This window comes from Moraxella sp. CTOTU48268 (genome assembly GCF_032069585.1).
Classification (GTDB): domain Bacteria; phylum Pseudomonadota; class Gammaproteobacteria; order Pseudomonadales; family Moraxellaceae; genus Faucicola; species Faucicola cinerea.
Map to the genome: position 1 here is coordinate 1 of NZ_DAMALV010000005.1, position 23,340 is coordinate 23,340.

The window sequence follows — 23,340 nt, forward strand, 5'->3', positions numbered from 1 at the left end:
CCAGTTTTGAGCACCATTTGCCCATCGCATTTATCACAAGGTATGGTAGGCACATCGTCATTGCCTGCGGTTTCAAAGACGCCTTTTTCTAATAGATAGCCATCACAGTCAGGATTGTTACCACAGACATGGAGTTTTAACCCGCCATCGACGATATACCCATCCATCGCGGTATGGCATTTCGGGCAGCGTTTTTTCTCAAGTAGCGCTTGTATCTCGTCGTTGTTGTCCGCGTCGTCCTCACCGAGATTTTGGCTCTCTTTACTGGTTTGGCTATGAAAGGCTTCCACAGGCATCAAATTTTTGGTGCCTTTACAACGCTCTTTGGGTGGTAAATTATAGCCGGTACAACCCAAAAACACCCCTGTTGAACCGGTACGGATCTGCATTGGGCGCTGACATAAGTCACAATGAATATCTGGGACATCGGTTGGGTCATTAGGCTTCATGCCGTCTTCGTCTTTGGCACGCTCTAATTTGCCTTTAAAATCGCCATAAAAATCATCCAGCACTTTTTTCCAGTTTTGCTGACCTTCAGCGACTTCATCTAGGTTTTCTTCAAGCCCTGCGGTAAAAGTATAATCCATCAAATGTGGAAAGCTGTTGACCAATCTGTCGGTGACGATATCACCCATTTTTTCGGCGAATAAACGTTTGTTTTCTACCTTGACATAACCACGTTCTTGAATGGTTGAGATGATAGCGGCATACGTGGACGGACGACCAATCCCACGTTTTTCCAATTCTTTGACTAAGCTCGCTTCAGTATAGCGGGCCGGTGGCTTGGTAAAATGTTGGGTAGGCTCGATACTATCGACCACCAATTTTTCCCCGATTTTTACATCAGGTAATAGATTGTCTTCATTTTTGGCAGGGGGCTGTACTTTGGTATACCCATCAAAGGTCATCACGCGACCTTTGGCTCTCAGCTCAATCTCACCAGCGTTGACAATCAACGTCATGGATTGGTACTGCGCAGGTGGCATCTGACACGCCACAAACTGGCGCCAAATCAGCTCATATAAGCGCTGGGCATCTCGCTCCATGTCTTTTAGCGAGGCAGATTGCACCAAAACGTCTGAGGGGCGAATCGCTTCGTGCGCTTCTTGGGCGTTTTGCTTGTTGCCATACACATTGGGCGATTTTGGGACATATTTTGCGCCGTATTGCTTGTCAATAAAACCGCGCACACTGGTAAGTGCATCCGCTGACAAAAAAGTACTGTCAGTACGCATATAGGTGATATGACCTGCTTCATACAGGCGCTGAGCCAGCATCATGGTTTTTTTGACAGGGAAACCAAGGCGAGTACTTGCAGCTTGTTGCAGTGTCGAGGTGATAAAGGGTGCAGCGGGTTTTGACTGGGTGGGTTTTTCTTCCCGATCCGCCACGATAAAATCGGATTTCTCAAGCAATGCAACAACGGCATGGGTCTGCGCTTCGTTTTCTAGCGACAGGGGTTTGCCCGCTTTTTTTACCGCTTCTAGGCGAATGGTCTCTTGTTTGGCTTGCTGACTGTGGGTATTGCTGTGGATTTCCCAATATTCCACTGGGGTAAAAGCGCGAATTTCACGTTCACGTTCCACCACTAGACGCGTGGCAACAGATTGTACTCGCCCTGCCGACAATCCCCGCGCTACTTTTTGCCATAGCAATGGCGATACCATGAAACCAACAACACGGTCTAAAAATCGTCTGGCTTGCTGCGCGTTGACACGGTCATAGTTTAGCTTGGTGGGGCTTTTAAAAGCATTTTGAATCGCGTTTTTGGTGATTTCGTTAAATACCACACGGCTGTATTTGTCATCACTGCCACCGATGACTTCTTTAAGATGCCAGGCAATCGCTTCCCCTTCTCTATCCAAGTCGGTTGCAAGATAAATTTCTTTGGCGTCTTTGGCAAGGGATTTTAATTCTTTAATCACTTTAACTTTGCTGGGTAGAATTTCATAATGTGCCACCCAGTCGTGCTCGGGGTCAATCCCCATACGCCGTACCAAGGCTTGCTGCGCTTTTTGCTCTTTAGTGAGTTTGGTATCCGACTTATCATCGGTTTTCGCTGCGCCAGAACCCGACACAGGTAAATCACGCACATGCCCCACACTAGAGCGAACGATAAAATCATTTCCCAGATACTTATTGATGGTTTTGGCTTTGGCAGGGGATTCCACAATCACCAAGGCTTTGCCTTGCCCCGACGTTTTAGGCGTTGTTTTTGATGCTTTTGATGTGGCTGTTGATTTGGGCGCGGCAGCTTTGGTGTCTGCTTTTGTATCAGCCGTATCCGTGGTTTTGGTTGATTTTCTCGCTGTCGGTGTTTTACTCATGTTGGGTTCACAAAATCATTAAAAAGGGTAAGTTAAAATACGAAAAGTTAGTTATTCTGCACCAATTTGGCATAATCATGCAATTTACTTTTTAACATGATTAGGTCTTTTTCGGTGGTTTCAAGTTCTGATTTCATGCCCAGTTGGCTATTTTCTTGCCAATAAATACACAAAAAATTGGCTTTACAGCTTAAACCTTTAACGGTTGTTGCGATGGATGCCGGTAAATCCACGTCCCGATTATCAAGCGCAAAATTAGCGGGATAATGCCCAGTAAAGGGTCGCCATTTGCCCTCAATCACTTGATAATCACAGGGGCGCATCTTCGCGTCCTCAATCACCACGCCGTATTGCGCCATCATGCCTTTACCGCGTTCGCCTGTATCGCCGATAATCCAATCGGGGCATGCGACCAGTTTTGGCTGCACGCCCACGCGTCTGGCTGCCATACGCAGATTATCACGCATGGTCTCGCGAGCAGATGGTTTTAACCCCATGATACTACCGACAATAAACACCCCGATGGCGATGGCTATCCATATTCCCATTGATTATATTACTCGTACCAGCTGCTATTTTTGGATTTTTTAGATGAGGTTTTTGCTTCAGTTTTGGTGTCAGCTTTGTTTTCGGCTTTGGCGTCAACTTTGTCAGTCGGCTGCGGCTCGGAAGCTAGCATATCCATAATCGGCTGCCACTGGGCTTGAATGTCGCGGTACGGTTTTTGGCTTTTATCAAAAATCGTCAAGCCGCGCTCTGCCAAGGCTTGATAAATACTACGCTCAGATAGCCAAGCCAGTGGCTGCTGCCCGATATCAGCAAAATACGCCATCAGTTTTTCAGTCGGTTCATTGTCCTGCATCAATTGACTACGCACGCGATTGGCAACCAGATAAATATCGACTTTGCCTTTGCGGATACGTTTGATGTCTTCTAGGCTTTTTAAAAAGCGTTTGGTACTGTCAATATCAAAAAAAGCAGGTAAAACAGGAATTAAAATCGCCTTGCATTCGGCAATCAGCTGCTCGGCTTTAGTGCCTGATAACGCACCTGGGGCATCAATAATCAGCCAGTCGTTTTTACCCAAGGTTTTTGGGATATCACCTATATCATTGCTATCGCGCCAGTCAATACCAATAACGGCAGGTACGTCCGCTGGGCGCATTTTTAGCCACTGTAGGCTTGATTTTTGGGGGTCTGCATCTGCCAATGCCACTGTTTTGCCTTGGTTTGCCAATGCCGCCGCTAGACTTACCGCAATCGAGGTTTTACCACATCCCCCTTTTTGATTGGCGATTAAAATTTTTTGCATGACCCTCACCCTGTTGATAAAAAATTAATGCAATATCACCACATTAACCCAAATTTTGACGCTGTTAATTTGACGCTATTCATTTGGTTGTATTAAGTAGCCTAACAAAATTTTAACCATTGATAAATGCTTTTATATAAATAATCTGCTAAATTAAAAAATATCAATTCATTAACGGTTTGATCGGTTTAGCCAGTTTTTGACTGACTAATGGCGACCGTAAACCTCAAAGGTGCCACCATGACGATGCTTTCATTTATAGAGACCTATCACCCAGCAACCACCTCAAAAAAAATGCTTGGACTGTTTGCTGTCACTGCCTCGATGACAGGTTGTGCCACCTTAGGCGGCGGATTAACACCCACTCAATGCCAACAAAGCAATTGGCAAACCATTGGTTATCAAGATGGTTTACTGGGTCGCAGTCAAGATTATATTCAAAAGCATATCAAGCAATGCGCTAAAGCCAATACTGTGCCTGATCAGCAACAGTGGCGACAAGGTCGTGAAGAAGGATTAAAACGTTATTGCACACCGCTACGCGCTTACCAGTTGGGACGTGAAGGCTATGACTACAATGATGTATGCCCACAATCGATGACGCTTGATTTGTTAAAAGCGCATGACGAAGGTTATCTCAACTACCAACGTGAGCAAAGGCTAAATCAACTGTGGTACAACACCGACCCATTTTGGGGCTCACCCTTCTACGGTAGTCGTTTTGGTGGTTGGGGCGGTTTAGATAGAAGGTCACGTCCGTATTATCCGCGGAGTGTACCTAACAACCGTTACCCAAAATACAGCGATACCCATCAGCCTACATCAAGCCAACCTGTAGCGCCTAGCCCTATTACCCCTAGCAATGATGCGACCATAGGTTCAAAAAAATAATCGCAGCTAAGATAAAAAATAACATGACAACTCGTTGTGAAATTTTGTTGCGCAATCTCATTGAACAATATAACTCGCTGCGTGATGACAATAATTTACAAATTAAAACTAAAAAAGAAGTTCGGGTGTATTTAACCGAACTTTTTTATTAAACCAGTAACTTATTAAATCAACCGCTTATCACCTCAATAGCCTAACTCATTACAACAACCAAAATAGCCGTGTGCTTGACCCGCTTGTTTATCAAATCAAAGGATTGATTGTCGGTATTTTTTGGCTCTCAGCGTTTTGGCTGGCGTTGGATTTTTGAGGCGCTTTGTTTTTTTGAGATTTGGTGGGGTCAAAGGTTTGCACATCAGGTGCGGTTGGCATCCCTTTTTGCTGAAGCTGCTCATCAATCTGCCCCGCTTGGATGTTTTCCCCTTCAAATACACGGATATGCTCATCACGCTTTAACTGCAAATTTTCAAAGTCAAACAACTCACGGTCAGCGAGCTGTGACGGTGCGACATTTTGCATCGCGCCGAATATCGAATCCAAGCGATTTGGGTATTGTTGATCCCATGTGCGTAGCATGTCATTAATCATTGCCCGTTGTAGGTTTTCTTGGCTGCCGCACAGGTTACAAGGAATAATCGGAAACTGCTTGTAATTGGCATATTTGATAATGTCTTTTTCTTCCACATACGCAAGCGGACGAATCAAAATATTTTGCCCATCATCCGATAGCAGTTTTGGTGGCATCGCTTTGAGACTACCGCCGTGAAATAAATTTAAGAAAAACGTCGCCATGATATCATCACGGTGATGACCCAGTGCGACTTTGGTTGCGCCGATTTGTTTGGCAAATCCATATAACGAACCACGGCGCAGACGTGAACACGCAGAACAGTAAGTTTTACCTTCTGGTACGATTTGCTTGACCACGCTATAGGTGTCTTTTTCTAAAATATAATACGGAATGCCATGCTTGGTCAGATAGTTGGGCAAAACATCTTCAGGATAGTCAGGTTGCTTTTGGTCAAGATTGACGGCAATCACATCAAACTGAATCGGTGCTATTTTCTTTAAGAACAATAAAATATCCAGTAAGGTAAAACTGTCTTTACCGCCTGAAATACACACCATGACCACATCACCGTCTTCAATCATGTTGTAGTCACGAATCGCCCAAGAGACCAGCTTACGTAATTTTTTTTGTAGCTTGCGAAAACGCGCGGATTTGATGTCATCGCCTTGGCTGTTATCTTTAGCATCGACCAAGCTTTGCTGCTCGTCACTGTCTGACGCATCATCATCCCAATCCTTATCATCAAGCATGTCTACGTCACTCTCTAATAGTTGGGCTGATAATTGGGGATTTAATTTAGCGACAGACATGGCTGCTACTGGGCTTACAGAATTGTTTGATTGCATAAGATACCTAACTGATGATAAACCAATAAATAAACCTATGAGGACGCTATCGGCTATCAATGACGCGTCATTTATTGGGAAAATTGCAAATAAAAAAAGCATCTAACATAAGGCGGACTAAAATACCACCCACAATAAATGCTTGATTGAGCGTATCTATAGCCGCCTATCAGATAGAAAACGCCTATCACATAGTCGGCTATTATACGGTAAAATTACGCGCTTGTAGTCATTTGAATGACATCTTGCTGTTTTAGAAGATATTTTTTATCCGCGTCATCCAACTGGTATTTTCTTTTTTTATTTGCTCCTTAATTTGTTTTTGCTGCTCCTCAAGCTTGATGTCCATCAGATTTTTTTCTTTAAATAAACCATATTGGGCATCGCCTTTATAAAACTCAGTTTCACGGTAACTGTCATACGCATGTTTGAATAGCACATTGAGCACAGCGGCGAGCGGCAAAGCAATCAGCATACCTGCAATGCCTGCCAGTGCCGCCCCTGCAAGGACCGCAAATATCACCCACAATGGTGATAAACCAATTTTATCACCCAACAATAACGGTTGCAGAATATAACCTTCAACCGCCTGCCCTACCATAAAGGCACCGATAATTAGTAGTAAATGTACCCAGTCTACGCCAAATTGAAACAGCCCTGCAATAATCGCCGCAATAAAGCCAAGAGTAAAGCCAAGATAAGGCACAAAACTTGCGATACCCGCCATCATACCTATAATAAGACCGACTTTAAGTCCAATGAGTTGCAGTTGCACCGCGTACACCATACCGAGCAGCACCATTACCAGTAACTGACCTTTGATAAATGACATCAATGCTTCATCACTTTCTTTGGCGATACGATAGACCGATGGAATATAACGGTTGGGAATCATATGACGCATTTTTACCAAGCGCTCATCCCAATTATATAGAAAATAAAACATCAAAATCGGCACCAGCACCACAATGCCCGCCACGTTGATTACATTCATGCCTGATAACATTAAATTGGTAAAAAATGACCGGGCATCGGTGATATTGTAGTTTTCTTTGAGAAAATCGACCAAGCCTTTGGACATATCACGTACTTGCATGGCAGGCAAGCGTATGGGCGTGTGAGAACGCACCCAGCCTCGTAGCGTATTGTTATAATAGTCAATTGCCGTCGGTACATACTTCCATGCCGATTGTAACTGCTCCCACACCAGTGGAATGAGCCACCAAAGTATTAATCCAATCATCAGCGCAGTGGACAAATATACCAGCAAAATCGCCACCCAGCGGCGAATATGCGCCTTGTCCTGTAATTTTTGCACCAACGGATTAATCGCATACGATAAAATAAATGCTACCAAAAATGGCAAAATCACCGATTGTAATTGATAAATGATATAGCCTATTGCAACCAAAAACAGCGATATAAATACCCGTTTGAAAAACACATCTTTCGTAAATCGATAAGGGAATGGGTTGTACATAGGTTCCTCAAAAAAGCCAAATACGCCAAAAATATAAGGGTAAAGTTAAATAAAAGACGGTCACTGCCATCGTTGTATTTTCGACTAATTTTAGGTAATTTGACAAAAATAGATAGCGCAAACTGCACAACTCATACAAATATTCAAAGCTATGTTATAAAGCCCTATCACATTTGTGGGGCTAGAAGGCGTCAGGAAAGATAAACAGCCCAATATTAGCCAGCTAGAAAGCGATGGATTATTTTTCTTTTTGATGGGAATTTGGGTATAATGCGCGTATTACTTTTCCCAATGATTCTGGCGATAGGAAGACCATGACTACACAACCCACTTCGTTAAGTTATAAAGATGCTGGCGTCGATATCGATGCTGGCGAAGCGTTAGTTCAGCGCATTAAATCAGTTGCCAAAGCAACTAGCCGCTCTGAAGTAGTCGGTGGTTTGGGTGGATTTGGTGCCTTGTGCCGTATTCCACAAGGCTATAAATCCCCTTTATTGGTCTCAGGGACTGATGGTGTCGGTACCAAACTCAAACTGGCTTTACAACTGCAGCAGCACGACACTATTGGTCAAGACTTGGTAGCGATGTGTGTCAATGACCTGCTAGTCTGTGGCGCCGAGCCGTTATTTTTCTTAGATTATTACGCCACAGGAAAACTGGACGTCGATACCGCGGCAACGGTTATTACCGGTATCGGTGACGGCTGTAAATTGGCAAATTGCGCGCTCATCGGTGGCGAGACGGCTGAAATGCCGGGTATGTACCAAGATGACGACTATGATTTGGCAGGTTTTTGTGTGGGCGTCGTCGAAGAGTCGGAAGTTATCACGGGTAAAAACGTTGCCAACAGTGATGTATTAATCGGTATCGCCTCTAGCGGCGTGCATTCAAATGGTTATTCGCTGGTGCGTAAAGTCATTGAAGTCAGCGGTGCCGATGTTGCCACTGAACAATTAGACGGCAAAGCATTAAAAGACGTGTTGATGGCACCGACAAAAATCTATGTCAAAGCCATTGGACACCTGCAAAAAACCTTGGGCAACGCAAGCTTGCATGCGATGGCACATATCACCGGTGGCGGCTTGACGGAGAACCTACCACGCGTATTGCCCGACCATTTGGCGGCGCAAATTGATGTGAGTTCTTGGACATTCCCGCCTGTGTTCCAATGGCTTCAGCAAAAAGGTCATATCGAGCAGATGGAAATGTACCGCACCTTCAACTGCGGCGTGGGTTTTGTCGTCGTGGTACCGGCAGATAAAGCAGACCAAGCCATTGACTTACTCAATGAACAAGGCGAAACCGCATGGAAATTGGGTGAAATCGTTGAAAGAACAGGTGATGCGGTAACCTATCGCTAATTTTATCCGCGACTCAATCGGTTACTTTACTATTAGGCTATTTTACCCTTGAGCCAATTTACCCTTTAGTTAATTTAAAAGGTGCGTTTTTACGCACCTTAGTTTTTCCAACCTATTGCTTTGCTATCCTTATGAAGTTGAACATGACAAACCCTACCCCGTTAAAAATTGCTGTCCTCGTCTCTGGCAGTGGCAGTAACCTGCAAGTATTAATTGATAAGCAGCTACAGCAACTATTGAACATTCAAATCGTGGGCGTGATTAGTAATAAAGCCGATGCCTACGCGCTTGAGCGCATCCGCCTTGCCAATGAGCAGCAAGCCAATATTGCAACCGCGGTGATTGAGCGTGACGATAATGGCAAAAAATATACCCGTGTCGGTTTTGAGCAACAGGCACTGCAAGAATTGCGCGCGTGGCAACCTGATTTGGTGGTATTGGCAGGATTTATGCGGATTTTAACGCCGCTGTTTATTGATGGTGTCACCAGTAGCACTGGATTAAACGTGCCGATGATAAATCTGCACCCGTCACTGCTACCCAATTATAAAGGCTTAGATACCCATACCCGCGTGCTACAATCTGGCGAGCGCTATCATGGTTGCAGCGTCCATCTGGTAACCAGCGAACTCGATGCAGGGGAAGTCATCGCCCAAGCGGTGACCTGCGTCAACGCGGCTGAAAGCGCTGACCAGTTACAGCAGCGCGTTCATGCGATGGAACACCAACTGCTGCCTATGGTGGTGGGGTTATTTGCTGAGCGGATTGTTTCACTGAAAAATAACCAACTGAACAACCGCCTTGGACTCAATCTGCCTATCAAATTATGGCTATAGTCAAATTATGGTTCTAGTCAAAAAAAACGCCTATAATCAAATTTAGGCGTTTTTTATGTTTATCACAGTTTACCCTCGAAGTGCCGATACACTCAATATCACGATTAGCAAAAACACATAGCGCCCTACCCACACGTTATCTAAAAATGCGTTAAAGCAAAGCGTGCGATCATAGGTGAGACATTGTTTATTTTGTCGGTAAAACATGGCAACGATAGGTAGCAGCGCCAATACTGAAAGCGCACCAAAATAATGCCAAAACACGCCCGCCAAACTGAGCAAAAATACCCCTTGAAGTAGACTAATTATCAATACATCGTGTTTACCAAATAAAATCGCGGTGGATTTGACCCCAATTTTTAAATCATCCTCACGATCTGCCATTGCATATTGGGTATCATACGCCACCGTCCAGCACATATAGCCGAAAAACAGCAGCCAACACCAAATATCAACCTCGGTCTGCCCCGTTAATACTTGCGATACCGCAACATACGCCATCGGAATCGCCCAGCCGAAAGCTGCTGCCAAGAATACTTGCGGTAAATGGGTAAAACGTTTCATAAACGGATAGATAAACGCCAACGCCACTGCACCAAATGACCAAATAAAAACCTGCACAGGCAAAAATATTAATAGCGCTGCACTCACCCAAGATAAAATTAAAAACGTCCAAACCGCTTCTTTACCCGTCAAGCGACCATCCGCCAGCGGCCTACCTTTGGTTCGCGACACATGCCCATCGACTTTTCTGTCAGCAAAGTCATTGATGGCACAGCCTGCTGCTCGCATTAACACCGCACCCGTGGCAAAGATTGCCACCACATGCCAAGGGGGGAGTTGCCCAAACCCTTTTGCCGCCAAAAACACCGCCCATAAAGTCGACCAAAACACCAGCTCAATGCCCACAGGCTTATCAAAGCGGGTCAAGTGAATATAGGCTTGTAGCTTATCTTTAAAAGACAGAGTGTGTGTAGTCATAGAGTTGTTAATTAAACTAATCAAAAAGAGGTAGAAGGTTGACGCTAGCGTAGCGCTAGGCACTGGTGTCACGCTAAGCAATAGTGTAACGCTAAATGTTAGCCAAATCGTCGATAAATTTGTTACCTTAAACTTACAGCTGTAAGCCAATCATCAGCAGTTGGTAATCCAGCCCAATCGGCGATTGGTCTTGCAAATAGCGTCTAAATACCGCCGTATCGATGCTGTCTTTGCCAGAGACGGCGCCGCCCATTTGCTTGAGATTTTTTAACAGACTTTTTAAATTGTCATAAGAAAAAGCAAACGATTGCTCGGTGTGATATATTAGCGTGCCTTGACGCTGTTGCTGCAAGGTCTCTATCGCCGCTAGCCAAGCTTGACTGGGTAAAAAATCAAAAACAGGCAACTTGGGAAAGCGCTGACGGACTTGATGAAAAGAACCTGCCACCGGAATCGCCAAATGCAGCTGACCTTTGGTTTTGACGATGCGCCCAAGCTCTGCGATAACGCTTGGCGACGTCCAATGAAGGGCAAAACTACTCATCACCAAATCGGCTGATTGATTTGCCAATGCCATATTTGCCATATTGGCGCAGAGCGCTTGGCTGTGTAGCGTCATTGGGGAATTTGGTAGCGACGAGACTGGAGTAGATGACAGCGGCGTCGACAAAAGATGCTCGACTCGCTGTTGCCAAATTGCAAGCATACTGGCAGCAGTATCGACGCCATATAACTGAGCGGAAGCTAGCGCTGCGTTTTGTAAAAACTTTGACATCACCGCCTGAGTCAATTTTCCTGTGCCACAGCCCACATCAACCACGCACATATCGGTTACGCCGGTATGGTAACGCACAATGAGCTGCGCCAAGTGCTCTGCCACCTGCGATTGAATCGGCGTGGCGGCATCGTATGAGTTGGCAAATTGTTCAAAAACAGGGGTAACAGTACAGGACATCATCGACTAAAACAACAAATCAGTCAACTTTAACACTATTAATCAGCCCTGCATAGTCATAATCGTCTTGTGTGAGCAAATCAACCCCACAAGGCAAATTGCCTATCCAATCCAAAAAGCGATTAATCATGGCTTTGCCAACAAAAGATTTGCCATGCTGCGGCACAATCATCTCGACATCTAACTGCCGAACCGCATCTGCCCAAAAACGGGTGACTTTATTACTGACCATGTAGCGCTGATGAAACCCTCGCATGGTCGGAATATGCGCGTCAAAATCTTCCACTGGCACATTCGCATCACCGAGCAACGAAGCCCCCATATCGCCTGAAAATAAAATTTTGCTGATGGGGTCATAAAACTGAAAATTACCTTCTGAATGCAGAAAGTGCGCAGGCAAAGCAAATAACTGGGTTTTTCCCAAAGGCAACACCGCGCCTTCATCTGGCAGCGCAATCAAGCGCTTAAGATACCCTTCTTGCAGACGGTCAGTAGTAAACGCGGAGTTAAGATGCGGTAAAAAACGCTCCCACAATCTTGAGATGACGATATTGGCTTGGGTATGCAATAGCCAACGCGGCAATGACGCAATGATATCGGGGTCTTGGTGTGAGCCAATCACATAGCGGATATGCCTGATATCCGTATGTTTGAGCAGTGCGAGGGTTAGCGGCGTATAGGTCAAATCACCACCTGGGTCAATAACAGCGCCGACAGTTTCTTCATCTGAGTGCAAAATTAAAAATTGATTGGACTGAATACCGTCGCCTTTTACCAAATCACTAAACATAATGCACTGATGCTTGCCATTATCAAAAATTATTTTACCGCTCATAACCTATCTACCCATTTAACCGATAAATAAAACTTAAATTACTGATAAAAAACGCTATCACACACGCTATAAAATTGTCCAGCAAAGTGACTTTGAATAACTCTGAGTGACTTTGCAAACCATTGTTAACCGTTCGTTATTTGGCTCAATAAACTGTCTTTAAACCCTTAGAAATAGTGAGGATTATAGCACTTTATTGACGGGGTTGAGGGCATTTTTACCCAAATCCCTGTTAACTAAATTGTGCTCAAATTTGTTTTTAGTGGTATCATACCAAGCAATTTTTTAGGCAAAATTTGTGTGCTTTAAGCGCATGATTACTGCAAACGGTAAAGGCAATTTGTTATGATTTTGGCACTTGAAAGTGTGTTTGACCAATGCTCAGTAGCATTCGTGGATTTAGCAGGTAATGTGGTCGCTGAACAGACTCTGACGGGGAATCGTCTACAAACCCAGCAAATTTTGCCGATGATACACGCGCTGATGACAGCATCATCGATTGATTGGTCACAACTGACTGCGATTGCTTTTAATCGAGGTCCCGGGGCTTTTAGTGGCATACGCATTAATACGGCGGTAGCGCAAGCCATCGCCTTTGCCCATGATGTGCCCTGTTTGCCGGTATCAAGCCTGCAAACTGTCGCCCAAGCGGCATTTGAACTACATCAACGCTCCCACGTATTGGCGCTGACAGATGCGCGCATGAACCAAGTGTACGCCGGTGAATACGCCATGAGCGATGGTATCATGCAGCTTGTGGCAGGTGCTACTGAGCAGTTGCTTGATTATGACAGTGTGATAGACAAAGACTTAGCCTTAGTAGGTAATGGCGCGACTTTGGTCAATGCGCAGCTAGGTCAGGCCATCTTTGCCGATATTCGCCCATCAGCGGTTATCATTGCGAAACTTGGGCTAGCCTTGTATCAGCAGCAGCAATCCGTCCCTGCTGATCTGGCGTTGCCAGTTTATTTAAGAAATAATGCTTGGAAAACCCTAGCCGAACAACAAAAGGCTTAATTTATTGCCTACTCATGTTGTCTTAAGTTTGACTCGCTACCCTTTATCTTGTTATAAGCGCAAAAATTTTTACCTTTGACTGTTAATCACTAACATTGTTGGATACGTTATGGATCTTATTTTGATTTTTAAAGCCATCATCATGGGCATGGTTGAAGGCATTACCGAATTTTTACCGATTTCAAGTACCGGGCATTTAATTCTTGCCGACTCCCTGTTAAATTTTTGGACCAAAGACAAAGCCGACTTGTTTATCGTCGTCATTCAGCTAGGTGCGATTTCAGCGGTAATTTATTTGTACTGGGGACGGCTATGGCGTGCCTTGATGGGACTTATTACGGGTAAAGATCCGGAGCGTAAAAACCCGCGTCAATTGGGCATCTCGCTGATTATTTCCACCATCCCGATTATGCTGATAGGTTTGATGTTTGATAAAGCGTTAAAAGCGGCGTTATTTAACCCAACCGTGGTGGCAATCTCATTGATTGTCGGTGGTTTGATTATCTTTTGGGCAGAGCGCCAACAACACAAACATACGGTCAAATATGCCGAAGCGGAAGATATTGATATTAAAACGGCGATTATCATTGGTTTGATTCAATGTCTTGCCTTGATTCCTGGTACTTCTCGCTCAGGGTCTACCATTATTGGTTCCCTATTTTTGGGGGTATCACGTAAGGCGTCTGCAGAGTATTCTTTCTTCTTAGGCATTCCTGTATTAGTAGGTGCTGGCCTATTAGATCTGACCAAAAACCATCATATTTTGACCAGTGCTGAAGACTGGACCATCATGGCAGTGGGTGTGGTGGTCTCATTTATTTTTGCTATGATTTTCATCAAATGGTTGGTTAACTGGGTCAGTACCCGTGATTTTACGATTTTTGCTTGGTGGCGCATCGTGGTAGGCGTACTGGTACTCATCGCTGGCATGTTGGGCTATATTTAATTCGCCATGCTATCTCATCAATCAATCCAACTGTATTATGTTGACACTTTGCCAAGCGAGCAGCGTTTGGCAAACGTTGAAACCATACTCACCCCTTTATCCGTCAATTTACAACCACAAAAGATTACTAGCAAAGTAACTCAAAAATGGCTGAAATCAGTCGATGATAACAGTGTGCTGATTGATGAGGTAGGCGATGTCTTTGTCATCGCAGCGGGCATGAAAGTCAGCCCAAATTGGCTAAACCTACAACAGCGGGTGGTCAAAGCGGGCAAAAAAACTGAACTACTACTCAAAGCCATGCAGCTACAAGCTAACATGACTGTCATTGATGCAACCGCAGGATTTGGGCATGATAGCCTAATCTTGGCAAGTACCGGTGCCAGTGTGACTTTGCTTGAACAGCAGCCACTCATGTTTTTGCTACTGCAACTGGAGCAGCAAAAAATGGCGCAGCATCGCAACTGGCAAAAATTGATGAGTCGAATAACGATTTATCATGGCGACGCGATAGAGTTGCTGGCTAAATTGCCAAAAGTCGACCGTGTCTATCTGGATCCGATGTTTCCCGCTGATAGCTATAAATCGGCGGTTAATAAACATATGCAGATGTTGCATACTGTGACGACCCCACCGTCGATTGCGCAATCACAACAATTATTGTCAGCAGCGTTAGCGCAAATAACGCCACAGGGTATGGTGGTAGTCAAACGACCCAAATCAGCGCCTTTTCTTGCCGACCAATCGCCCAACCTAAGCCTATCAAATGATATCGTGCGTTTTGATAATTATTTGAACAGCATTTAGTTTGAACAGCGTTTAGATGAAGTGTTAAAAAAAGCTGATGGGTATCAGCTTTTTTTGTGGGTGTAGTTGTTATTGACCGACCTTTTGGTTACCAACGGCAGGCGCTGCATCATCGCTGGCTTTTGGTGCATTGGGCGAGGCAGGTGCATTATCAATCACGGTATCATTTTCCGTAATCTTATCCATGTCTGAATTATCGGCGCCGCCGTCATCTGTAGCGTCTGCCTCATTACTACTCGCTGGCATCGCATCAACAGTGGTCGCTGCGGTGCCACTGGCGCTGGTAGCGTCAGGACCGGCATCCACGTTAGCATTGGCTTCGGTCACAGCGGCGCTATTTTTTTCATCGGCAGGCGCAGCTGACATTGGTACGGCTTGTGATTCTGCCGCTGACGCTGCCGCGGCATTGTCTGTGCTGTCAGTCTTTTTATCACAAGCTGTCAACGTAAGCGCCGATACTAAACTCAGCATGGTGATTTTTGCTAGTGTGTTTTGCATGGGTATTCCTCTACTATCAATAAATCGCTCAACCCGACAACGTACTTGATAGCCTATATAGTAAAAATTGTTCAATCAACAAGGTTGCTAATTCAAAGATGATAATGATGTCACCTTAAATTTTGCCATGGCATTGCTTGTATTTTAAACCTGAACCACATGGACAAGGGGCATTTCGGCTAATCGCTAGGTTGGCATATGGATTGTCACCATTTTCAGCCATCTCTGGACTCGCGGTTGCCGCGGCTGAGCCGCTTAGACCAAATGAATACGTGGCTCGCGTGCGTTGCTGGCTGTTACGCGCAATCATGTCTTCATCGTCACTCAGCTCACCGGTCACGCCATTCATTTCCTGGTGCTCAAAATGCAGACGCATCATCTCGGCTTGTTCACGTTGCTGGCGCTCAAGCTCAGCGATTTCTTCTGGCGTTGGGATATGAACGCGCGCTAAATCTTGCACAGTTTCAGACTTGATAGCACCGAGCATACTTTGGAACAATGAGAAAGATTCAGATTTATATTCTTGCTCAGGATTTTTTTGCGCATAGCCTCGCAAATGGATACCTTTACGCAGTTGATCCATTTGGTTTAGATGTTCTTTCCAATGCTTATCTAGGCTAGATAGCATAAAGTGACGCTCAAGCTGGGCAGCATTTTCTTCACCCATTTGCTCACGGCGAGCGCGGTAGTTGAGTAACGCAGCCTCAATGATTTTTTGGCGTAAACCTTCTTCATCCAAACGACGATCGGCATCTAGCCAGTCATTGATTGGCATATAAATACGAAACTCATTTTCAAGCTCGTCTTCAAGCCCATCAATGTCCCATTGGTCATCAATCGAACCGGGTGGCACGAACTGGTCAATCAAGGCATTGTACACATCGTAGTGCATCGCTTCGATACCTGCTTGTAGATTACTTTGGGCAAGCAGTTCATCGCGCTGTTTATAGATAACCTTACGTTGTTCGTTGGCAACATCATCGTATTTAAGTAGACTCTTACGGGCATCAAAGTCGCGGTTTTCCACTTTGCGTTGGGCGTTTTCAATCGAGCGTGACACCATTTTGTGCTCAATGGCTTCGTCTTCTTTTAGCCCCATGGCGCGCATCATATTCACCACGCGATCGCCAGCGAAAATCCGCATCAAGTCATCTTCAAGCGACAAGAAAAAACGCGACTCCCCCGGGTCACCTTGACGACCCGCACGACCGCGCAATTGGTTATCAATACGGCGCGATTCGTGACGCTCAGAACCGATGATATGTAAGCCACCCGCCTCTAGCACTTGTTGGTTTCGCACTTGCCATTCAGCATGGGCTTGCTGTTTCATTTCAGGGGTGACGTTGTCGATTTTGGCGAGCTCGGCTTGCCAGTTACCCCCCAAGATAATATCGGTACCGCGACCTGCCATGTTGGTGGCAATAGTGACCGCATTAGGCCTACCCGCTTGCGCGATAATATCGGCTTCACGCTCATGCTGTTTGGCATTAAGGACGTTATGTTGAATGCCTTCTTGCGTCAATAACTCTGAAAGCACTTCACTGGCTTCAATGGTTGCCGTTCCCACCAAAATTGGCGCCTGTTTTTCTTGAATGCGTTTGATTTCGCGGATGATGCCTTGATATTTGCCCATTTTACTTAGGAAAATTTGGTCATCAAGGTCGATACGCTGAATTGGTTTGTGAGTTGGGATAATCACCACATCTAGATCGTAAGTTTGTTTAAACTCCGCGGCTTCAGTATCCGCTGTGCCCGTCATGCCTGAGAGTTTGTCATACAAACGGAAATAATTTTGGAATGTCGTGGTGGCGAGCGTTTGGTTTTCGGCTTGGATTTCAACCTGTTCTTTGGCTTCAACCGCTTGGTGCAAACCTTCTGACCAGCGGCGACCTGGCATGGTACGCCCTGTGTTTTCATCGACAATGATGACTTCGCCTTCATGCACGATATAGTGAATGTTTTTAACAAATAAATGGTGCGCACGAATCGCGGCTTGGACGTGGGCTAGTAGTGGCAAGCGCGTTGGGCTATATAGACTCTCGTTTTCGCCAAGCTCGCCTTTTTCCACCAAGAATTTTTCGATTTTCTCGTAGCCTTTTTCGCTGATTTCGATTTGACGATTTTTTTCATCAATCCAAAAATCCTGCTCACGGTTTTCGCGGTTGCCTTCTTCGGTTTCTGAACGTTTGAGGCGCGGGATGATGGTGTCAATCAGTCTGTACATAGCCGATGAGTCTTCGGCTTGACCCGAGATAATCAGCGGCGTACGCGCTTCATCAATCAAAATCGAGTCAATCTCATCGATGATACAATAGTTGAGTCCGCGCTGTTTTTTCTCATCTAGGCGAAATACCATATTGTCGCGCAGGTAGTCAAACCCGTATTCGTTGTTGGTACCGTAGGTAATATCCGCGGCATAGGCCTCAAACTTTTCCATCGGGTCTTGCTGTGAGTAAATCACGCCGACAGTCAAGCCCAAAAAGTCAAACAACGGGCGGTTTAGTTCGGCATCACGGCTTGCCAAGTAGTCATTGACGGTGACGACATGCACGCCTTTACCGCTAATGGCGTTGAGATATATCGCAAGCGTTGCCATCAAGGTTTTACCTTCACCCGTGCGCATCTCGGCGATTTTACCTTCGTGCAGGGTGATACCCCCGATGAGCTGTACATCGTAGTGACGCATACCAAGGACACGGCTTGAGGCTTCACGACAGACCGCAAAGGCTTCAGGTAAAATGGTATCTAGGCTAGTACCCTGCTCAAACTGGGTTTTAAATTCCGCAGTTTTCTGTTTTAATGCTTCGTCAGAGAGGGGCTGGATTTTGGGTTCTAAGGCGTTGATTTTGTCGACCAACTTACGCATTCGCTTAAGCTCACGGTCGTTTTTGGTGCCAATAACCTTGCCTATCATTTTGCCTAACATACGAGGATTTTCCTAAAGTGCTCAAATCAATAAGTGCGATGACTTTTAATACGATGACGGTTAATAAAGGTGTTCAAAATAAATTTTGCTATTATATATGGGTTTGCTTTTTTTAGATACAAGGTTATGACAGCCTGTAAGTTTGAACCGCTTGCCTCTATTACCTTTATCTTTATCAATCCATCCCCATAATTGAGCTTTATTTTCGAAATTTTCATTGTTGAAATTTTCTTGGAAGATTTTAACCCTATCTTTGCCATTGTGCTATCGAGTTTGCCATGACTGCCTCATTGACGCCACAACAACTGATTCATCAATTACCCAAAGCCGAACTACACGTGCATATCGAAGGCACGTTTGAGCCGGAGCTGATGTTTGCCATCGCTAAGCGCAACCAAATCGATATACCCTACCAAACCATTGAAGATGTCAAAAATGCCTACAATTTTCATAATTTACAATCGTTTTTAGATATTTACTATGCCGGCGCAAAGGTTTTGGTCAAACAGCAGGATTTTTATGATTTAGCGTGGGCGTATTTTGAAAAATGCCAGGCTGATAATGTGGTGCATACGGAGATTTTCTTTGACCCACAGACCCATACTGAGCGGGGGGTGGATTTTGCCACCTGTTTTCAAGGGCTTTATCAAGCAAGCTTAGATGCCAAAGCAAAAATGGGTATCACCTCGCATTGGATTTTGTGTTTTTTGCGTCATTTGAGCGAAGACAGCGCGTTTGCCACCCTTGAGCAGGCCTTGCCCTTTAAAGATAATATCATTGGCGTGGGGCTTGACTCTAGCGAAGTGGGCAATCCGCCCGCCAAGTTTGAACGAGTATTTGCCAAAGCGCGTGCGCTTGGGTTTTTGACGGTTGCGCATGCGGGCGAAGAAGGCGATCCCGCGTATGTTTGGGAAGCGTTGGATTTGCTAAAGGTCAATCGTATCGATCATGGTGTGCGCTCGGCAGAAGATGATAAACTCATGCAACGCTTGATAGCGGAGCAAATGCCGTTGACGGTTTGTCCATTAAGTAATCTTAAACTAAAAGTGGTGCAAGACATGAGCGAGCACAATATCAAAATCATGCTGCACCAAGGCGTGTGCGTGACGGTGAACTCAGATGACCCGGCGTATTTTGGTGGCTATATGAATGACAACTTTGTCGCCATTGAGCGGGCGCTAGCGCTATCAAATGACGATATCAAACAATTGGCGATTAACAGCTTTAACGCGTCTTTTATAGGGGATGCTGAAAAACAGCATTGGATCTCAAAAATCGCATCACTTTAAGCTTTTAAATAAGCTGGAAGAAGCAAGAAGTAACGTGCATGCCAGCCTTAACCAACCTCACACACCCAACATGGTGCCACAAACGCACCTGTTGCTTAATTTCATAACGTTTAACTATTATGCCCCAGACCATGCCTCACAATCTTGACCATCACACCCCCATGATGCAGCAATATCTTACGCTAAAAGCGGATTATCCGCATGCCTTGGTGCTGTACCGGATGGGCGATTTCTATGAGCTGTTTTTCGATGATGCCAAGCTTGCTGCCGATATTTTGGGCATCACCTTGACCCGACGTGGCAAAGATAAACAGGGCAATATCATCCCGATGGCAGGTGTGCCATTTCATTCGGCAGACGGCTATATTGCTCGGCTGATTAATGCCGGGCAAACCGTGGTGGTTTGTGAACAAGTCGAAGAAGAAAAGCCAGAAGACAGCTTTGAAGAAAACACTGTAGCAACAGACACTGCAGCCAAAAGCATAGCAAAAAAAACTAGCAAAACAAAAGCCAATGCCGCTAAGATTATGGAGCGTAAAGTCGTCCGTACCTTAACCGCAGGAACGCTGACCGATGATAACCTCATCACCCAAGGGCAGACGCCAACGGTCGTCGCGATTAGCTTTGCCAAACAGCAAATGTCGGTGGGATTGGCACAGCTGGATTTGGCACAAGGACAAATCCGCGTCACTGAGCTTAACTGCGACAGTCATGCCCAGCTACAAAGCGAGCTTGCTAACGCGCTCGCCCGCTTTGATCCCAGTGAAGTGCTGATAGATGACCAGCTGTCTGAGGCATGGCAACATTTTTTGCAGGATTGTCTGAGCGCAAATAGCCCAACAGCCACCCTACCGCCGATTTTGTCACAGCCGCACAGTTATTTTCTGCCCAATAACGCGTTTGAACATCTCACCCAGCATCTAAGTGTCACCACGCTGGCAGGGTTTGGCATTGAGCAAAAACCGCTTGCCATCTCATCGGCATCGGTTGTGCTGCATTACGGCAAACAGACCCAGCAAGCTGATTTACGCCATATTCGCAGCCTGCAGCTCGAGCATAACGGCGATTTTTTGCAGCTTGATACTATCAGTCAGCAAAATTTGGAAATTTTTAAACCCGTGTTGGCATCGGGTATTTCGCTGTTATCGGTGATTGACCACTGCCAAACGCCGATGGGTAAACGCGCTTTAGTCCATCATTTGCACCGACCGCTACGCAATGTCACCCTGATTAACCGCAGGCTTGATGCGGTTGAACAACTGATGACATTACCGATAGCAGCGTTTGAATTGCTTAAACAAACCTTAAGCGAAATCAGCGATATCGAACGCATTGGGGGACGAATTGGCTTGGGTTCAGCAAAACCGACCGATTTGCTCAAATTGCGTCTGAGCTTGGCGCAAGCGTTAGCGTTGTCAAAGCAGTTGCAGCAATATTTTGATTTTAACAACATAACGACGCTAACTGCCGAGACGCCTTTGCTTGCCATGCTTAGCAAACAGCTACCTGATTTAGCTTTAACTGACAGTTTTGCCAATATCCATGCCTTGCTAGAGCAAGCGATTGTCGATGAGCCGCCCGCCCACATCCGTGATGGCGGCATGATAAAAAAAGGCTATGACCCACAGCTTGATGAATTGCAAAATCTGCATGGCAATATCGAGCAAACTTTGGAAGCATTGGCGGTGCAAGAGCGGCAAAAAAACAACCTGCCCATGCTCAAAGTGGGCTTTAATAAAGTGAGCGGATTTTATTTTGAACTTAGCGCCCTGCAAGCCAAGAATGCGCCTGAGTATTTTACTCGCCGTCAAACGCTCAAAAATGCTGAACGCTTTATCACGCCAGCACTCAAAACCATTGAAGAATCCTATTTATCAGCTCAAGGGCAAGCGTTGACCCTTGAAAAACGTATCTATGAAAATCTGCTGGGTCAGCTCAAGTCACAGCTTGGCGATGTGCAGCGCCTTGCCAAAGCGATTGGATATTTGGACGTGCTTGCCAACTGGGTCAGCCTAACGCGTTTGCACACTCATTCTACTCATAGTAAAAACTGGTGCCGCCCCGTGTTTAATGCCAGTGATGATACTGTAAGCCTCAATATCCAAGGCGGACGCCATATCGTGGTTGAAGCAGGTCAACAGCGCCAAGCTCACCATCAGACGGCATCGCTTGACCCATTTGTCGCCAATGACTGTGTCATGGGAACAGCCACCCAACTTGAACGCTTAATGCTCATCACAGGCCCCAATATGGGCGGTAAGTCGACCTACATGCGTCAAACCGCCCTCATCGTACTACTCGCTTGTTGTGGCGCGTATGTCCCTGCCCAGTCGGTGACGCTCGGTCGTATTGAGCGGATTTTTACCCGCATTGGCTCGGCAGATGACTTGGCAAGTGGTAAATCAACCTTTATGGTTGAGATGATTGAAACCGCCAATATCATGAACCAAGCCAATGCCAACTCATTGGTACTCATGGATGAAGTCGGTCGCGGCACCAGCACCCAAGATGGTCTAGCGATTGCGCATGCGTGCGTGAATTATTTAGCAGAAAAAATCGGCTGTTTGACCCTATTTGCCACCCATTATTTTGAGCTCACTGAACTGGCTGAGCGCCATCCCAAAATGTTTAATCAGCACCTTGTCACCCAAGAAATCAATGGGCAGTTGCTGCTATTGCATAAAATCGCAGCGGGGGCGACGCATCGCAGTTTTGGATTGCATGTCGCCAAAATGGCAGGTTTGCCGCAAGACTTATTAGCCCAGGCGCAATATTATTTGGATAACCAAAGCGAACAAAAAAGCTTGTCAAACCATCCTTTACCCTATCCACCAAAAGATGAGAAACAAATGGGTCTTGATTTGCAAAGTGCAGCGGCTGACTATCAAACGTTGAAGGCTGATGAATATAAACTTACTCAACAACTAAAAGCCCTAAACCCTGACGAGCTGACGCCGAAACAAGCGTTAGAATTTATTTATTCATTAAAGGAATTGTTAAAAAAAGCGTAACGCGCTAAAATAATACGATTGTATTTTTTATGCTTTTAACATTTGTGCAACTAAAAAAAGGTAGCCACCGCCATGACTTTCGTCGTTACTGATAACTGTGTTCGTTGTAAATATACTGACTGCGTTGAAGTCTGTCCTGTGGACTGTTTCTATGAAGGTCCGAATTTTTTGGTCATTCATCCTGATGAATGTATTGATTGTGCGCTGTGTGAGCCAGAATGTCCTGCCAATGCGATTTTCTCAGAAGATGAAGTACCAAAAGGTCAAGAAATCTACATCGAACTGAATGCAGAACTCGCCGAAAAATGGCCAAATATCTCAGCCATGCATGACCCACTACCCGATGCCAAAGAATGGGATGGCGTACCCAATAAATTACAGTATATTGAGAGATAGCCTTTCTGACATACGCCATTTAGGTGAATTTTAGCAAGATGCTATAAAACAGCATA

The 23,340-nt window shown here is 45.4% G+C and carries 19 protein-coding genes; 9 read left to right on the top strand and 10 right to left on the bottom strand.

Annotation, left to right across the window (positions count from 1 at the left end; genetic code table 11):
• From topA to RT143_RS02535, 3 genes are all read right to left on the bottom strand, one after another.
• The coding region (topA, locus tag RT143_RS02525; protein WP_313090960.1) for a type I DNA topoisomerase at positions 1 to 2,327 on the bottom strand (2,327 nt) is incomplete at its 3' end.
• A 47-nt stretch (positions 2,328 to 2,374) separates the two neighbouring features.
• Positions 2,375 to 2,875 (bottom strand): hypothetical protein, encoded by a 501-nt coding sequence (locus RT143_RS02530; protein WP_313090961.1) that lies wholly within the window; start codon positions 2,873 to 2,875, stop codon positions 2,375 to 2,377.
• An 8-nt stretch (positions 2,876 to 2,883) separates the two neighbouring features.
• Positions 2,884 to 3,639 (bottom strand): ParA family protein, encoded by a 756-nt coding sequence (locus tag RT143_RS02535; RefSeq protein WP_313090962.1) that lies wholly within the window; start codon positions 3,637 to 3,639, stop codon positions 2,884 to 2,886.
• 240 nt (positions 3,640 to 3,879) lie between these two features.
• Between RT143_RS02535 and RT143_RS02540 the strand changes: the two genes are divergently transcribed.
• Positions 3,880 to 4,530, top strand: a complete 651-nt coding sequence (locus tag RT143_RS02540; protein ID WP_313090963.1) for a DUF2799 domain-containing protein — start codon at positions 3,880 to 3,882, stop codon at positions 4,528 to 4,530.
• A 243-nt stretch (positions 4,531 to 4,773) separates the two neighbouring features.
• On the opposite strand, the gene ttcA is transcribed toward RT143_RS02540, so the two are convergent.
• Both ttcA and RT143_RS02550 read right to left on the bottom strand, forming a co-directional pair.
• Positions 4,774 to 5,910: a tRNA 2-thiocytidine(32) synthetase TtcA gene (gene ttcA / locus RT143_RS02545; protein WP_409519682.1), complete on the bottom strand. Its 1,137-nt coding sequence runs from the start codon at positions 5,908 to 5,910 to the stop codon at positions 4,774 to 4,776.
• Positions 5,911 to 6,199: 289 nt separating this feature from the next.
• The gene (locus RT143_RS02550) at positions 6,200 to 7,426 is read right to left on the bottom strand and encodes an AI-2E family transporter (protein ID WP_313090965.1); all 1,227 of its coding nucleotides are present in this window, start codon (positions 7,424 to 7,426) and stop codon (positions 6,200 to 6,202) included.
• Positions 7,427 to 7,740: 314 nt separating this feature from the next.
• Between RT143_RS02550 and purM the strand changes: the two genes are divergently transcribed.
• A complete protein-coding gene (gene purM / locus RT143_RS02555) occupies positions 7,741 to 8,787 on the top strand; it encodes a phosphoribosylformylglycinamidine cyclo-ligase (RefSeq protein ID WP_313090967.1) in 1,047 nt (348 codons plus the stop codon).
• A 143-nt stretch (positions 8,788 to 8,930) separates the two neighbouring features.
• Positions 8,931 to 9,623, top strand: a complete 693-nt coding sequence (gene purN, locus RT143_RS02560) for a phosphoribosylglycinamide formyltransferase (protein ID WP_313090968.1) — start codon at positions 8,931 to 8,933, stop codon at positions 9,621 to 9,623.
• A gap of 69 nt (positions 9,624 to 9,692) precedes the next feature.
• Here purN and ubiA read toward each other — a convergent pair whose 3' ends face one another.
• The 3 genes from ubiA to RT143_RS02575 form a co-directional block, all read right to left on the bottom strand.
• Positions 9,693 to 10,604, bottom strand: coding sequence for a 4-hydroxybenzoate octaprenyltransferase (ubiA, locus tag RT143_RS02565; protein WP_313090970.1), 912 nt, complete (start codon positions 10,602 to 10,604; stop codon positions 9,693 to 9,695).
• 133 nt (positions 10,605 to 10,737) lie between these two features.
• Positions 10,738 to 11,562: a methyltransferase domain-containing protein gene (locus RT143_RS02570; protein ID WP_313090972.1), complete on the bottom strand. Its 825-nt coding sequence runs from the start codon at positions 11,560 to 11,562 to the stop codon at positions 10,738 to 10,740.
• A gap of 16 nt (positions 11,563 to 11,578) precedes the next feature.
• Positions 11,579 to 12,394 (bottom strand): oxygen-binding di-iron domain-containing protein, encoded by an 816-nt coding sequence (locus RT143_RS02575; protein ID WP_007115604.1) that lies wholly within the window; start codon positions 12,392 to 12,394, stop codon positions 11,579 to 11,581.
• A gap of 345 nt (positions 12,395 to 12,739) precedes the next feature.
• Between RT143_RS02575 and tsaB the strand changes: the two genes are divergently transcribed.
• The 3 genes from tsaB (at position 12,740) to RT143_RS02590 (ending at position 15,164) form a co-directional block, all read left to right on the top strand.
• A complete protein-coding gene (tsaB, locus tag RT143_RS02580; protein ID WP_313090974.1) occupies positions 12,740 to 13,411 on the top strand; it encodes a tRNA (adenosine(37)-N6)-threonylcarbamoyltransferase complex dimerization subunit type 1 TsaB in 672 nt (223 codons plus the stop codon).
• A gap of 109 nt (positions 13,412 to 13,520) precedes the next feature.
• Positions 13,521 to 14,357, top strand: coding sequence for an undecaprenyl-diphosphate phosphatase (locus RT143_RS02585; protein ID WP_096489281.1), 837 nt, complete (start codon positions 13,521 to 13,523; stop codon positions 14,355 to 14,357).
• A 6-nt stretch (positions 14,358 to 14,363) separates the two neighbouring features.
• Complete coding sequence (locus tag RT143_RS02590) at positions 14,364 to 15,164, top strand: class I SAM-dependent methyltransferase (RefSeq protein ID WP_313090975.1); 801 nt, start codon at positions 14,364 to 14,366, stop codon at positions 15,162 to 15,164.
• A 69-nt stretch (positions 15,165 to 15,233) separates the two neighbouring features.
• On the opposite strand, the gene RT143_RS02595 is transcribed toward RT143_RS02590, so the two are convergent.
• Together RT143_RS02595 and secA are read right to left on the bottom strand one after the other, a co-directional pair.
• Complete coding sequence (locus RT143_RS02595) at positions 15,234 to 15,662, bottom strand: hypothetical protein (RefSeq protein WP_313090977.1); 429 nt, start codon at positions 15,660 to 15,662, stop codon at positions 15,234 to 15,236.
• Between the two features lie 115 nt (positions 15,663 to 15,777).
• On the bottom strand, positions 15,778 to 18,588 hold the full coding sequence (secA, locus tag RT143_RS02600; RefSeq protein ID WP_313090979.1) for a preprotein translocase subunit SecA: 2,811 nt from the start codon (positions 18,586 to 18,588) through the stop codon (positions 15,778 to 15,780).
• Between the two features lie 278 nt (positions 18,589 to 18,866).
• Here secA and RT143_RS02605 point away from each other — a divergent pair, with 278 nt between their 5' ends.
• The 3 genes from RT143_RS02605 (at position 18,867) to fdxA (ending at position 23,284) form a co-directional block, all read left to right on the top strand.
• Complete coding sequence (locus RT143_RS02605) at positions 18,867 to 19,877, top strand: adenosine deaminase (protein WP_409519680.1); 1,011 nt, start codon at positions 18,867 to 18,869, stop codon at positions 19,875 to 19,877.
• A gap of 119 nt (positions 19,878 to 19,996) precedes the next feature.
• The gene (mutS, locus tag RT143_RS02610; RefSeq protein ID WP_313090980.1) at positions 19,997 to 22,888 is read left to right on the top strand and encodes a DNA mismatch repair protein MutS; all 2,892 of its coding nucleotides are present in this window, start codon (positions 19,997 to 19,999) and stop codon (positions 22,886 to 22,888) included.
• Between the two features lie 72 nt (positions 22,889 to 22,960).
• Entirely contained in the window at positions 22,961 to 23,284 is a 324-nt protein-coding gene (gene fdxA, locus RT143_RS02615) for a ferredoxin FdxA (protein WP_007115596.1), read from the top strand.
• The last annotated feature ends 56 nt before the right edge of the window (positions 23,285 to 23,340 follow it).